Source organism: Streptomyces sp. CBMA29 (assembly GCF_014596445.1).
Taxonomy (GTDB): Bacteria; Actinomycetota; Actinomycetes; order Streptomycetales; family Streptomycetaceae; genus Actinacidiphila.
This window is the reverse complement of sequence record NZ_MECL01000253.1, coordinates 1-13,195: the sequence shown is the minus strand read 5'-3', so window position 1 is coordinate 13,195 and position 13,195 is coordinate 1. Positions and strand designations below refer to the sequence as shown.

Here is a 13,195-nt window from a genome sequence, read left to right as displayed (position 1 = left end):
CCGGGTCAAAGGGTCTTGTCAGCCGCCTCCTCGATCGAGGCCAGTGCGGGGTCGAGGACGATGTCCTCGTCCCGCGCCGCGATCGTCGGCTCTTCGGGGAAGTGACAGGCCGTCAGGTGCCCGTCCGTGTTCCCGCCGATCTGGACCAGCGGCGGTTCCTCCGTCGCGCACTTGTCCTGCGCCTTCCAGCACCGGGTGCGGAAGCGGCAGCCGGACGGCGGGTTGATCGGCGACGGCACGTCACCGGCCAGCCGGATGCGCTCGCGGTCGTCCGCGTGGTCCACGTCCACCTCGGGCACCGCGGACAGCAGCGCGTGGGTGTACGGGTGGCGCGGGCGCAGGTAGATCGAGTCGCGGTCGCCCACCTCCACGATCTTGCCCAGGTACATCACCGCGACGCGCTGCGAGAAGTGCCGCACGATCGCCAGGTCGTGCGCGATGAACAGGAACGCGATGCCCATCTCCTCCTGCACCTTCTGCAGGAGGTTGACGACCTGGGCCTGGATCGACACGTCGAGCGCCGACACCGGCTCGTCCGCCACGATCAGCTTCGGCTTGAGGGCCAGTGCCCGTGCCACGCCGATGCGCTGCCGCTGACCGCCGGAGAACTCGTGCGGGAAGCGGTTGTAGTGCTCCGGGTTGAGACCGACGGTCTCCAGCAGCTCGCGCACGTGCTTCTCGCGCCCGCCGGGCGGGTTGATCCCGTTGATCTCCATCGGGCCGCCGATGATGGTGCCCACCGTCTGGCGCGGGTTCAGCGACGAGTAGGGGTCCTGGAAGATCATCTGGATCTCGGACCTGATCGGCGCCAGGTCCTTGCGCGAGGAGTGCGCGATCTCCTGGCCCCGGTACAGCACGCTGCCCGCGGTCGGCTCCAGCAGCCGGGTGATCAGCCGGCCGGTCGTCGACTTGCCGCAGCCCGACTCGCCCACCAGGCCGAAGCTCTCGCCGGCGTGGACCGCCAGGTCCACCCCGTCCACGGCCCTGACGGCGCCCACTTGGCGCTTGAACGGAAAGCCGCCGTAGATCGGGAAGTGCTTGGTGAGGTCCTTGACCTCGAGCAGCTTCTCGCCGACGGGCCTTGTGTCGCGCTGTTCCGGGACCGTGTCGGTCACGGTAGCGCTGGTGTCGTTGCTCATGGTGGTATGCCTGCCCCTGGTGACCGGTCAGCCCAGCCGGGGCTGAATCTTCTCGATGAATACGGACTGCCGCTGTTCTGCGGTCAGATGGCACGCGGAACCGCGACCAGTCGGCAGGTCGGGCCGCGACGTGACGCAGGCGTCGCTCCCGACCAGCGCGGGGAACTCGCAGCGCGGGTGGAACGGGCAGCCGGTCGGCGGCCTGAGCAGACTCGGCGGAGCGCCCGGAATCGGCGTCAGCGGGTCGTCGACATTGCCGCTGAGCCGTGGCATCGAGCTGAGCAGCCCCCACGTGTACGGGTGCTGCGGCTCCTTGACGATCTCGCGCACAGAACCGCGCTCCACGGCGCGCCCGGCGTACATCACGAGCAGGTCGTCGGCGACCTTGGAGACCACACCGAGGTCGTGGGTGATCAGGATGATCGCGGAGCCGAACTCCTGCTGGAGGTCCTTGAGCAGGTCCAGGATCTGGGCCTGCACGGTCACGTCGAGCGCGGTGGTCGGCTCGTCGGCGATCAGCAGGTCGGGGTTGCACACCAGCGACATCGCGATCATCGCGCGCTGCCGCATACCGCCGGAGAACTGGTGCGGGTAGTCGTCCACGCGCTGCTTGGGCTGCGGGATGCCGACCTTCTCCAGCATCTCGATCGCCCGGTCCCGGCCCTCGCGCTTGCTGGCGCCGAGGTGCTTCCGATACGGCTCCGCGATCTGTCGGCCGATGGTGTAGTACGGCGACAGGGCGGTCAGCGGGTCCTGGAAGATCATCGCCATCTTGTTGCCGCGCAGCCGCTCCAGCGCGCGGTTGCTCGCGCCGGTCAGCTCCTGGCCGTCCAGGATGATCTCCCCGGCGATCTCGGTGGTCTGCGGATTGTGCAGCCCGAGGATCGACAGGTTGGTCACCGACTTGCCGGAGCCGGACTCACCGACGATGCCCAGCGTCTGGCCGCGCTCCAGGTCGAAGGAGAGACCGTCGACGGCCTTGACGACGCCGTCCTCGGTGGAGAAGTGGACGAACAGGTCGCGCACGGACAAGAACGCGTCCGACCCGCCCTTGTGCGTGCCCTCCTCGGGCTTGGTCATGGTGGTCACTGACGTTCTCCTAGGACAGCCGCACGCGCGGGTCGATGAACGCGTAGACGGCGTCCACGATGATGTTGAACAGAACGATCAGAGTGGCACTGAAGAGCATCACGCCCATGAGCATGGGCAGGTCCGTCTTCGACACCGAGTCGACCGCCAGCCGGCCGAGCCCGGCGAGCTGGAAGGTGTACTCGGTGATGATCGCGCCGCCGAAGAGTGCGCCCAGGTCGATACCGAGAATCGTCACGATGGGGATCAGCGAACCACGCCAGGCGTAGCGGAAGAAGACGTAGGCCGAGGACATGCCCTTGGCCCGCGCGGTGCGCACATGCTCTTCCTGGAGTTGTTCGATCATCGTCGAGCGCGACATACGCGTGTAGTTGGCCGTGAAGATGACCGACAGCACACACCACGGAATGAGCAGTCCGCTGAACCAGGCCACCGGATTCTGCGTGATGGGCACGTACTTGGGCTGGTCGAAGATCTGGTTGTTGTAGACCAGCAGGGCCAGCACGATCGGGCCGAGGAAGTAGATCTGCATCGAGCTGAGAACCAGCGACGCGGAGCTGAAGACCTTGTCGATGAACGTGCCGCGCTTCCAGGCGGCCAGCATGCCGGAGCCGAGACCGACGATCAGGAAGACCACAGTGCCGCCCGCGGCGAGCGAGATGGTCGTGGGCAGGCGGTTCACCAGGGTCGGCCAGACCGGCTCGCTGTTGGCGAAGGAGTAGCCGAGGCACGGTGCCGGGCAGTTTCCCGCACTGAATCTGTGGCCGGTGAATATCCGCACCATGTAATTCCAGTACTGGACCGGAATCGGGTGGTCGAGACCCAGATTGTGGTGGATCAGCTCGATGTTCTGCGGCGTGCAGTTCTTGCCGCAGGAGAGCAGGGCCGGGTCGTGCGGAACGGCGAAGAAGAGGAAGAACGTGAAGGCGCTGATGAACAAAAGAATGACCAGAGCGCCGAGCGTCCGGCGGACGAGGAATCGAAGCATGGCGGTCGCAGCTCTCAGAGGACGGCGGCGGTGGGCGTGGGATCGCACCCCAGGTGGGGCCGGGCGGCTGCCCGGCCCCACCGAAGGCCGCGAGGGTGCTTACTTCTTGACGTACAGCTTCGTCAGGTCGATGCCCGAGGTGACGTTGTTGTAGACAACGCCGCCCACCTTCGAGCCGAAGATCTGGAGCTGCTTGTAGAACACCGTCGGGACACCGGGGATGACCTTGGTGACGATGTAGGTGTTGAGCTGGAACCAGGCGTCAGCCGCTTCCTTCGGGTCCGTGATCGCCTTGATGCGGTCGATCTCGGAGTTGATGTGCGGGTCGTTCACGTGGCTGTAGTTCGGCGCCTGGTCGGCGATCGTCCGGCCGTCCATGACCGGGGGGATCACCGTCAGGGTCGACGGCCAGTCGGCACCCCACGCGGAGGCGTAGATGTCGTACGGGTTGTCGACCTTGCCGATCAGGTCGTAGTACGTGTCCGACGGCAGTTCCTTGCGCTGGACGTTGAAGCCCGCCTGGGTCAGCGTGTTGGCGATCGCCAGGGAGTACTGCTGGCCCGCGGTGGTGTTGATGTACGCGTAGGTGATCTTCATGCCGACCTTGCCGGCGTCCGTCAGCAGCTTCTTGGCCGCGACCGGGTCACCGTCGGGCTTGGCGACCTTGCCCAGCGGGTCGGCCTTCTGGTAACCGGCCAGCGTCGGGCTGATGAAGCCGCCCGCGTACTCGGCGCCGTAGGAGGCACCGAGCGCCTGCCACACGGGCTTGGTCGGGATCGCCAGCGCCAACGCCTTGCGGATGTTGACGTCCTTGATCTTGTTCATGTTGAAGTTGATCTCGCCCACGAACGGCTGGTAACCGGCCACCGTGCGCTTGTAGATCGACGGGGTGCCCACCACGGTCGGGGTGTCGTCCGGGTCGACCGCGTTCGCGAAGCTCAGCGACGTCTGGTTGTCACCGGCGTCCGACATCAGGCGCTTGGTGGAGTCCTCGGCCTGGTGGTTGAACGTGATGTCGTACGTGTCGACGTACTGGTGACGGGCCGAGTCCGTCTTCGGGTCCCAGTTGGGGTTCTTCACCAGCGTCATGGCCTTGCCGGTGTCGAAGGACTTGATCATGTACGGACCGGACGCGACGGGCGCCTTGTCGTACTTCTCCTTGGTGTCCTTCGCGTGGTCAACCACCGAGTAGCCCGGCATCGCGAACAGGTACGGAGCGTCGGGCTCCGGGTTCGGGAAGTGGAACACGATGGTCTTGTCGTCCGGCGTCGACAGCAGGCTGTCGGGCAGGTGCTTGCCCTTGTACGGACCGTCCGGGAGCAGCTTGCGGAAGTCCGAGCCGCTGGTGTTGGCCAGCCACTGCTGGAGGTACTGCGGGCCGTTGGTGACGAACGGGGCGAACAGCCGCTCAACGCTCCAGCGGATGTCCGTGGCCGTGATCGGCGTGCCGTCCTGGAACTTGATCCCGTCCTTCAGCTTGAAGGTCCAGGTCTTGCCGCCGTCGGTCTCCGCACCGCTGTCCGTGGCGAGGTCGCCGACGACGGTGTAGTTGCCCTTGCTGTCCAGCTTGTACGTGGTCAGACCACGGTGGATCAGGGTGGCGAGCTGGCCCTCGTTGCTGACGTAGATCTGGCCCGGGTCGAGGTGCGTGTAGCTGTCGCGCTCCAGAGCGTGCAGCGTGCCGCCCTGCTCGGCGCCCGCGATCGGCTCCGCCGGTCCGGTGGAGGCCGCGGCGTCACCGAAGGTGATCTGCGACTGAAGCTGGGTCTTGCTCTTGTCCTGCTTCTGTTTGGCGTCGTTGTTCTCGCCCTTGCCGCCCCCGCCGCCGCTGCTGCAAGCGGTGAGAACCAGCGCACCGGCGGCGACCGCCACCAACGCAGCCCGGGTTCTACGCATGGAAAGGTTCATAGCGGTGAATGCACCCCTGTTCGTTGTTACCTGTTAGCTGCCTGGCTCTCCTGATGAGAGGGGCGGCAGCCACCCCCTGTTGCTGTGCTTCCTCAGCGTCCGGTCTTCGGATCGAACGCGTCCCGGACCGAGTCCCCGAGCAGGTTGAAGGCGACGATGAAGATCACCATGGCGATACCCGGGAAGAACATGTAGGTGAGGTCGTTCTGGTAGATCTGACCGGCCCTGGCGAACATCCGTCCCCAGTCGGGCGTCGGCTCCACGAGGCCGACGCCGAGGAAGGACAGACCTGCCTCCGCGGTCACGAATCCGGGCAGCATGAGCGTGCTCTGCACCAGGATCGGGGTGACCAGGTTGGGCAGCAGCTCCCGGCGGACGATGCGCCAGGGAGAAGCGCCGGTGACCCGGGCGGCCTCGATGAACTCACGCTCCCGAAGCGTGAGCACCTGGCCGCGCAGCAGGCGGGCCAGACCCATCCAGCCGAGGAACCACTGCACCACGATCAGCGCGATCACGCGGATGTAGGTGGGGGTCTCGTCGGCGGGGGAGACCAGCAGCGCGGTGACCACGGGCATGAACGCGACGAAGAAGAGCTGGGCGGGGAACGCCATCAGCAGGTCGCTGGCCCGGCCGATGAAGTAGTCGGTCTTGCCGCCCATGTATCCGGCGACCACACCGAGGATGATCGCCGTGATGGTGACGATGATCGTCACAGCGATGCTGATCGCCAGCGAGGTGCGGATGCCGTAGAGGAGCTGGGTGAAGACGTCGCGGCCCAGGCTGGGCTCGATGCCGAACCAGAAGTGGCTGCTGATGCCGCCGTTGGGCCCGACGGGGTAACCGAACTCGTTGAGCAGGTCCGGGCTGTCCTGACCGTACAGAGTGTACGGGTTCTTGCCGTACAGCTTGGCGATCAAGGGAGCGAAGATCGCTATCGCGAAGAAGAACAGGACCACATAGGCCGATATGACACCGGTTCGGTCGCGCCTGAACCGCCGCCACATGAGCTGGCCCGGTGAGCGCCCGATCAACTCGGGGTCCACCTTCGTGGCCGCCGCCCCCTCCTTCCCGGGGTCGCCGGGGTCACCGATCGGCTCGGTGACCGTGGTCGATGTGGAACTCGTCATCGCGATTGCCCCCGCAGCAGGAGTCTGGTCGACGCGACGGGGTTGTGCGTCGCGGGTTGAGCGGACTTTCGCAATGGAATCAACCTTCAGTCAAGGGGGGAAGGAGGGAAGAAAGCTTGTTGTTTGGCATCTTGAGCGAAGATTTTGCAGATCGTCCTCCGTACGTGCTTGACAGTGATCCAAAACATCGGGCATATCGGATATATCCAGGCGAAGCGCGTTAACACGCGTGCAACTTAGCCGTCGCAACTCCGATATACGGACGTAGCAGTCTGAACAACGTACGGCCGTGCGGGTGCCGTAGGCCGGTCGGGCGTCGCAAGCGGCCCCGGCCGGCCACTCGCCAACTCCCCTTAGTCTCCTCCTGGTTCGTGAACCGCCTGTTCCTACCCCAAGTGGCACGGGTATATCTGAGGGAACACCGGGCCATGGGGGAGAAGGCCATGCAGCAGGGTATGCAGCAGCAGTCGCCGTACGGACAGGGGTCCGGCTTCACGCCGCCAGGTCCGGTCGGACCGCGGACACTGGCGCCGGGAGCGCGCGTCGCGGGGGCGCTGATCTGCGCGGTTCTCGTCGCGGTGGAGATCGTCTGGACGGTCCGCGACATCAAGCACGTCGGATTCCACGACACGCTCTGGTCCTGGCTCGGCCTCGACCACGGGGTCTACCAGCACGCTTTGCTGGCCACCGCGGCGCTGGACGGCGTGCTGCTCGTGGTGCTGCTCGGCGCCCTGGTGTGGTCCGCGCGGCCCGCCGCCGGGTGGGCCTTCGTGACCGCCGGGGTCTTCGCGTTCGGATATCGGTTGCCCGGTCTGTGGATCTTCCGGTCGGACTGGACCGCCGGGGCGCAGATGCACACCCGGGCGCTGAGCACCGCGATCGCCTTCGCGCTCGGCGGGATCGCGCTCGTGGTCATCGGCCTGGCGGGCAGGCGCCCGGTGCGGGGCGGCGCGCAGGCGGCGGGTGTGCCAGTGGGCGGGGCGCCGCCGGGGAGCGCGCCGTACGATGCCGCGCCGTACGATGCCGCACCGTCGAGCGGGCCCGGCGCCGCGACGGTGGGGCCGCGGCGCGGGGCGGCGGTGACCGCCGGGGTGCTGCTGGTGCTGCTCGCGATCGAGGGGACCGGCTGGCAGATCTTCTACATGCACAAGTACACGACGGCCAACGACTACCCGCCGCACTTCTACCAGCACCTGCTGACCGGCGAGGGCACGCTGACCACGCTGCTCGGCATGCCGGCCGCCTACGCGGGCTGGCTACAGGTCGCCTTCGCGCTGCTCGTCGCCTGGGTCGCCTTCGCGAAGTCGGCCGCGGCCAGGGCGCTCGGCGTCGCCTTCGGGTTCATGCTGGTGCTCTACGGCGTCATCGGGCTGGACAACTGGAACAGCTACCACGAGCTGTTCGAGTTCGACCACCTGCCGCTGTATCAGAAGAGTCAGCAGATCTTCCTGGTGGTCGAGTTGGTGGTGGGACTGGCGGTGCTCGTGCTGCTGTCGGTGCCCGGTAGGAGTACGGACGGCCCGCGCCCGGTGCCCGGTTGGGGCCCGCCGCCGCAGGGGTACGGCGCCGCGCCGGGGTCCGTACCGGGATCCGCGCCGGGGCCCGTACCGGGTTCGGCACCGGGGTCCGCGCCCGCTCCCGGCGGCTGGAGTCAGCCGCCTCACGTGTCCCCTTATTCCCAGCCGCCTCAACAGCCGCCCGCGGGAGGGGGGTTCGGCCCGCCGCCGCAGCTTCCGCCGCAGTCCCCGCCGGGCTATCCGCCGCCCCCGCCCGGCTTCCCGCAGGAGCCGGGCGGCGACGGACGCTGACCGCCCGCGCGGCTGGGCCTCAGGGCTTGTCCAGGCCCAGGGACCGCTTCAGGAAGTCCACTTGGAGCAGCAGCAGATTCTCCGCGACCTGCTCCTGCGGCGTCATGTGCGTGATGCCGGACAGCGGCAGCACCTCGTGCGGGCGGCCCGCGGCGAGCAGCGCGGTGGACAGCCGCAGGCTGTTGGCCACCATCACGTTGTCGTCGGCCAGGCCGTGGATGATCATCAACGGCCGGGCGGGCTCGGCGAGTTCGGTGACGCCGTCCCGCGTGACCACCGAATTCGCCTCGTACACGCCCGGCCGCTCGCCGGGCTGTCCCAGGTAACGCTCGGTGTAGTGCGTGTCGTAGAGCCACTGGTCGGTCAACGGAGCTCCCGAGACGCCCGCGTGGAAGATGTCAGGACGGCGCAGTACCGCCGCGGCGGCCAGCGTGCCGCCGAACGACCAGCCGCGGATGGCCACCCGGCCGAGATCCAGCGGATACGTCCGCGCCAGCGCGTGCAGCGCGGCGATCTGGTCGGTCAGCGACACCTCGATCAGCTTGTCCGCCATGGCCTTCTCCCAGCCGGGGGAGCGCCCCGGGGTGCCGCGGCCGTCCGCGACGACCACCGCGAAGCCCTGGTCGGCGAACCACTGCGAGACCACATGCGCGTTGTGCGCCGCCTGCACCCGCTGGCCGTGCGGGCCGCCGTACGGGTCGAGCAGCACCGGCAACGGCCCGTCGCCCTCGGCATATCCGCTCGGCAGCAGGACGGCGGCCGGGATGCGGTCCTCGCCCGCCTCGGTCAGCCGCGCCCTGGCGGTCAGCGACGGCGTCTGCGCGTACGAGGCGATCTCCGCGATCCGCTCGCCGTCGCGCAGCACCCGCGCCGTGCGCCCCGGACGGTCCGGCGTCGCCGAGTGCAGCACCGTCACCCGCCCCGAGCGCGTCGCCGTGTGCACCCCCGGCTCGGTCGAGACGCGCTCCACGCCCCGCTCGCTCACCCGCAGCACATGCAGCTCGCCGATCTCAGGATCGGTCGCGGCGGCGCCTGCGGACGCGGCGATCAGCACGTCCTGCTCGCCGACGTCCAGCACCGCCCGTACGTGCGACTCGGGACCGGTCAGCGCCCGGTCGCCGACCATCAGCACCCGTACGTCGCCCTCGTCGGCGATCCGCACCAAGGTGCCGTCAGCGGTGGTGGCGGGGACGCCGGGGAAGAGATCCAGCCAAATTGGATCTTCCTCCGTGCGCAGCGTCCGCGTCGTACCGGTCGCGATGTCCACGCTCAGGTAGAGCTGTTCGCGCTGGTGGCGGGCCTGCACCAGCAGGACCGGCGGACCGGCCGCCGACCAGTGGACGGCCGCCAGATACGGGTAGCGCTCCCGGTCCCACTCCACGTCCACCCGGGAGCCGTCCAGGCCGAGGAGCGCGAGCGTCACCACCGCGTTGTCCGTACCCGCGGCCGGGTAGGCCACCTCGGCGGGCGGGCGCTCGGGGTGCGCCGGGTCGGAGATCCACCAGCGGCCCACTGGTGACTCGTCCACCCGCGCGGCGAGCACCGCGGAGCTGTCCGGCGCCCACCAGAAGCCGCGGCTGCGCGACATCTCCTCGGCGGCGATGAACTCCGCCAGCCCCCAGAAGACCGACGCGCCGTCCGGCTCCGCCAGCGCCCTGTCGTCCGCGCCCGAGGCCGCCACGACCCGCAGCGCGCCGCCCGATGCGTACGCCACCCACCGCCCGTCCGGCGAGGGCCGCGGATCGACCACGGGGCCGGGCACCGTCAACTCCCGCGCTCCCGCGGCCCCCGGCAGCAGCCCGGCGGTGAACAGCCGCCCGGAGAGCGCGAAGGCGGCCAGCGACACCGTGTCGTCCACCGCGTAGCCCACGACGCCCGCGGAGCCCTCCCGGCTGCGTTCCCTGCGCGCCCGCTCGGCCGCCGAGAGCTCCTCCTGGCCGCCGCCGAGCAGCGCCGCGGGGTCGGCCGCCGCGTACTCCGTGCCCGCGCCCTCGCCCGACCCCTCCTCCCGCAGGTCACGCACCCACAGCAGATGCGACGGGTCGTCCCCTGCGCGGGATCTGAGGAACACCACCCGGCCGCCGTCTGGCGACACGGTGAAGGAGCGCGGTGCGCCGAGGGTGAACCGCTGCGTACGGGCGTGCTGTCGGGGGAATGAGAGCTGCGTCATATCCGTGACACTAGGCCGTACGTCCGACACTCGCCGTTCTTCCCGTGGACCGGCCGCCGCTGTACCTCCCCACCTGCGCCGGAGCACCACCGCGAGGACCGCGCCCGGTGGCTGGATCTGGTCATGCGCCCCCATGTGCTTCCGTGCCCCGACATATGCGGTGGCACGGAAAGTTATGATCAGTAGCCGTGGGTGGGTAATAAGCATGTGGCAACTGACATGACCCTGCGTACTGGGAGGTGAGCCGCTGTGGCACTTTCGATTTCGGCGGTGCTGCTGCTGCTGATCGTCGTCGTCCTGTTGATCCGCCGTTCCGGGCTCAAAGCCGGGCACGCGATCGCCTGTGTGTTGCTCGGTTTCTATCTGGCGAGTTCAACCTGGGCGCCACAGATCACAGACCTCACCAACAACGTTGCGGGGATGATCTCGGACATCAAGTTCTGAGCGGCCCGTGCCGGGCTCGGTGAGCTGCGGGGAAGAGCGGTACGCCGGGGAGCCGTAGGCTTCCCTCATGACCGATCTTCCCGCGCGGCGTCTGCTGCTCGTCCACGCCCACCCGGACGACGAGACGATCAACAACGGCGCGACCATGGCCAAGTACGCGGCCGAGGGCGCCCTTGTCACCCTGGTCACCTGCACCCTCGGTGAAGAGGGTGAGGTGATCCCGCCCGAGCTGGCGCACCTGGCCGCCGACCGCGACGACACCCTCGGCGAGTACCGCATCGGTGAACTCGCCTCCGCGATGGCCGAGTTGGGCGTCACCGACCACCGCTTCCTCGGCGGCGCGGGCCGCTACCGCGACTCCGGGATGATGGGCGTCTCGCAGAACGACCGCGAGGAGTGCTTCTGGCGGGCCGACCTGGACGAGGCGGCGGGACACCTGGCCGAGGTGATCCTCGACACCCGCCCGCAGGCGCTGGTCACGTACGACAGCAACGGCGGCTACGGCCACCCCGACCACATCCAGGCGCACCGGGTCGCGCTGCGCGGCTACGAACTCGCCGCCGAGCGGGGCCACCGGATCGCGCGGGTCTATCAGATCTGCACCCCGCGCTCGATCGTCGAGGCGGGCTTCGCGCGGCTGGCGGCGGCGGGCAAGGACTTCCCCTTCGGCGGGATCGCCTCCGTGGACGACGTGCCGGGTGTCGTCGACGACGACCTCGTCACCGTCACCGTCGACGGCGCCGACTTCACCGGGCAGAAGACGGCCGCGATGCGCGCGCACGCCAGCCAGATCGCCGTGGACGGCCCCTTCTTCGCGCTCTCCAACGACCTCGGCCAGCCGTTCTTCGCCACCGAGCACTACCGGCAGGTGCGCGGCGAGGCCCTGACGGAGGGCCGCGGCGACGACCTCTTCCCCGCCGAGGGCGGCAGCGCTTCCGCTTCCGACGCCGCCTCCGACGCTGACGGCGGTGCCCGGTGAGCCAGCCGCTGCGCGTGGTCGCGTACGTCGTCCTCGGTGTGCTCGGAGCGCTGGTCGCGGCGGCCGGGGCGCTCGTCCAGGCGGGCTGGTTCCCCGGCGGGCTGCTCCTGGGTCTCGCGGGCTGCGTGGCGGTCTTCTACGGCGGTGTGACGCTCACCCGCACCCGGCTCGGCGCGGTCGTGCCCGCCGGGGTCTGGCTGGTGTGCGTGATGCTGCTGAGCACCACCCGCCCCGAAGGTGACTTCCTGTTCGCGGCCGGACTCGGACCGTATGTGTACCTGCTCGGCGGGGCCATGGCAGGCGTGATCTGCGCCACCCTGCCCCAACTGCCCCCATCCGGGCCGAATACCGCCTGACTTGGCGGGCGGGGGCGGGCTCGTGGTTGGCTGAGACCGAGCGTTCCGCCGGACCAGGGTCGTCGTTACACGCCGGTCGGTATGGTGGTGCGCGCCGGCGAGCCGCCCGCGGAGAACCGTGACGGGTGGCGAAGCTAACCGGGAGAGCCTGCTTTGAGTCGTGAAACTGACAGTTCGTCGTCCGGGCCGCAGGGCCGCGGCGGTGCCGCGTACCCCTCGGGCACTCCGCCGTACGGCTCGCGCCCGTTTCCCTCGCTGCACCCGCAGGAGCGTCCGCGACCGGGCGGTACGCCCGAGCCGGCCGCCGCGCCCGAGCCGCCGCCGGCCGACGAGCCGAAGACCGAGACGACGCTGACGACGCGCATCCGGATCAACATCCCCGGTTCGCGCCCGATCCCGCCGGTCGTGGTCCGCAAGCCGGTCGACGAGAACAACCCGGCGCCCGAGCCGCCCGCCCCCGAGCCCGCGCCCGCCGCGGAACCGGCCGCCGCCGAGGCGTCGGGCGAGCCGGAGCCGCAGCCGGAGAAGACCAGCGACTGGTTCGCGCCGCGCAAGTCCCAGGCAGGGCAGCCGGGACCGGGCCCCGCCGCTGGCGCGGGTTCCGGTACGGGCGCCGGTCCTGGTGCCGGTGCCGGTGCGGGCTCCGACTCCCGTACCGGTTCCAGCCCGTACCCGTCGTCGGCCTCCGCGTCCGGTACGGCGTCCACGCCGTACCTCCCGCCGCCGGTCGGCACCCCGCAGGGCGGCGCCCCCGCCTCCCGCGGCCCGCACGACACCCCGGCCGCCGGTGTCCCGTCGCTCTTCGCCGGGGAGTTCGGCCCGGAATTCGGTACGGAGCCGCAGCCGGAACCGCCGTACGGCATCGACGCGTTCCCGCCCGGAGTGCCGCGGCCCTCGGGCACCTTCCCCGGACCCGACCCGTACGGCCGTCCCGAGGATCAGGGCCAGGGCCAGGGGCACGGACAGGGGCAGGGTCCCGACCCGCTGAGCACCCCGTACGGCGCCCAGGCCGCCGCGGCCCCCTACGCGCCGCCCGCCGACGGGCCGGGCAGCCCCTTCCCGGAGTTCCAGCCGCCCTCGGGGCCGACCTCGGGCCCGGTGACCGGCCACATGCAGGTGCCGCCCGCCGCCGACCAGCGCGGCCGGTCCGCCCCCTCCGCCTTCCGCCCGCCGACGCCCGGCGACGG

General features: G+C 69.6%; 10 protein-coding genes and 1 pseudogene. 5 read left to right on the top strand and 6 right to left on the bottom strand.

What is annotated here, in order from left to right:
- Positions 1 to 5: 5 nt before the first annotated feature.
- The 5 genes from BGM09_RS34400 to BGM09_RS34380 all read right to left on the bottom strand — a co-directional run bounded on the left by BGM09_RS34400 (position 6) and on the right by BGM09_RS34380 (position 6,251).
- Entirely contained in the window at positions 6 to 1,139 is a 1,134-nt protein-coding gene (locus tag BGM09_RS34400) for an ABC transporter ATP-binding protein (RefSeq protein WP_188285671.1), read from the bottom strand.
- A 27-nt stretch (positions 1,140 to 1,166) separates the two neighbouring features.
- Positions 1,167 to 2,228 (bottom strand): ABC transporter ATP-binding protein, encoded by a 1,062-nt coding sequence (locus tag BGM09_RS34395; RefSeq protein WP_411158400.1) that lies wholly within the window; start codon positions 2,226 to 2,228, stop codon positions 1,167 to 1,169.
- Positions 2,229 to 2,238: 10 nt separating this feature from the next.
- On the bottom strand, positions 2,239 to 3,216 hold the full coding sequence (locus BGM09_RS34390) for an ABC transporter permease (RefSeq protein WP_188285670.1): 978 nt from the start codon (positions 3,214 to 3,216) through the stop codon (positions 2,239 to 2,241).
- A gap of 99 nt (positions 3,217 to 3,315) precedes the next feature.
- Complete coding sequence (locus BGM09_RS34385) at positions 3,316 to 5,112, bottom strand: ABC transporter substrate-binding protein (RefSeq protein WP_223188010.1); 1,797 nt, start codon at positions 5,110 to 5,112, stop codon at positions 3,316 to 3,318.
- Positions 5,113 to 5,216: 104 nt separating this feature from the next.
- Complete coding sequence (locus BGM09_RS34380) at positions 5,217 to 6,251, bottom strand: ABC transporter permease (protein ID WP_223188009.1); 1,035 nt, start codon at positions 6,249 to 6,251, stop codon at positions 5,217 to 5,219.
- 443 nt (positions 6,252 to 6,694) lie between these two features.
- Here BGM09_RS34380 and BGM09_RS38670 point away from each other — a divergent pair, with 443 nt between their 5' ends.
- Positions 6,695 to 8,059, top strand: a complete 1,365-nt coding sequence (locus BGM09_RS38670) for a hypothetical protein (protein ID WP_188285668.1) — start codon at positions 6,695 to 6,697, stop codon at positions 8,057 to 8,059.
- Positions 8,060 to 8,078: 19 nt separating this feature from the next.
- On the opposite strand, the gene BGM09_RS34370 is transcribed toward BGM09_RS38670, so the two are convergent.
- On the bottom strand, positions 8,079 to 10,229 hold the full coding sequence (locus tag BGM09_RS34370) for a S9 family peptidase (RefSeq protein WP_188285667.1): 2,151 nt from the start codon (positions 10,227 to 10,229) through the stop codon (positions 8,079 to 8,081).
- A gap of 249 nt (positions 10,230 to 10,478) precedes the next feature.
- Between BGM09_RS34370 and BGM09_RS34365 the strand changes: the two genes are divergently transcribed.
- From BGM09_RS34365 to BGM09_RS34350, 4 genes and pseudogenes are all read left to right on the top strand, one after another.
- Positions 10,479 to 10,673, top strand: coding sequence for a hypothetical protein (locus tag BGM09_RS34365; RefSeq protein ID WP_188285666.1), 195 nt, complete (start codon positions 10,479 to 10,481; stop codon positions 10,671 to 10,673).
- Positions 10,674 to 10,740: 67 nt separating this feature from the next.
- Positions 10,741 to 11,652 (top strand): N-acetyl-1-D-myo-inositol-2-amino-2-deoxy-alpha-D-glucopyranoside deacetylase, encoded by a 912-nt coding sequence (mshB, locus tag BGM09_RS34360; RefSeq protein ID WP_188285665.1) that lies wholly within the window; start codon positions 10,741 to 10,743, stop codon positions 11,650 to 11,652.
- Entirely contained in the window at positions 11,649 to 12,008 is a 360-nt protein-coding gene (locus BGM09_RS34355) for a DUF6113 family protein (RefSeq protein WP_317453004.1), read from the top strand. The genes mshB and BGM09_RS34355 overlap by 4 nt, the downstream gene beginning before the upstream one ends.
- Before the next feature lie 153 nt (positions 12,009 to 12,161).
- Positions 12,162 to 13,195: pseudogene (locus BGM09_RS34350) on the top strand (hypothetical protein); the annotation flags it as partial.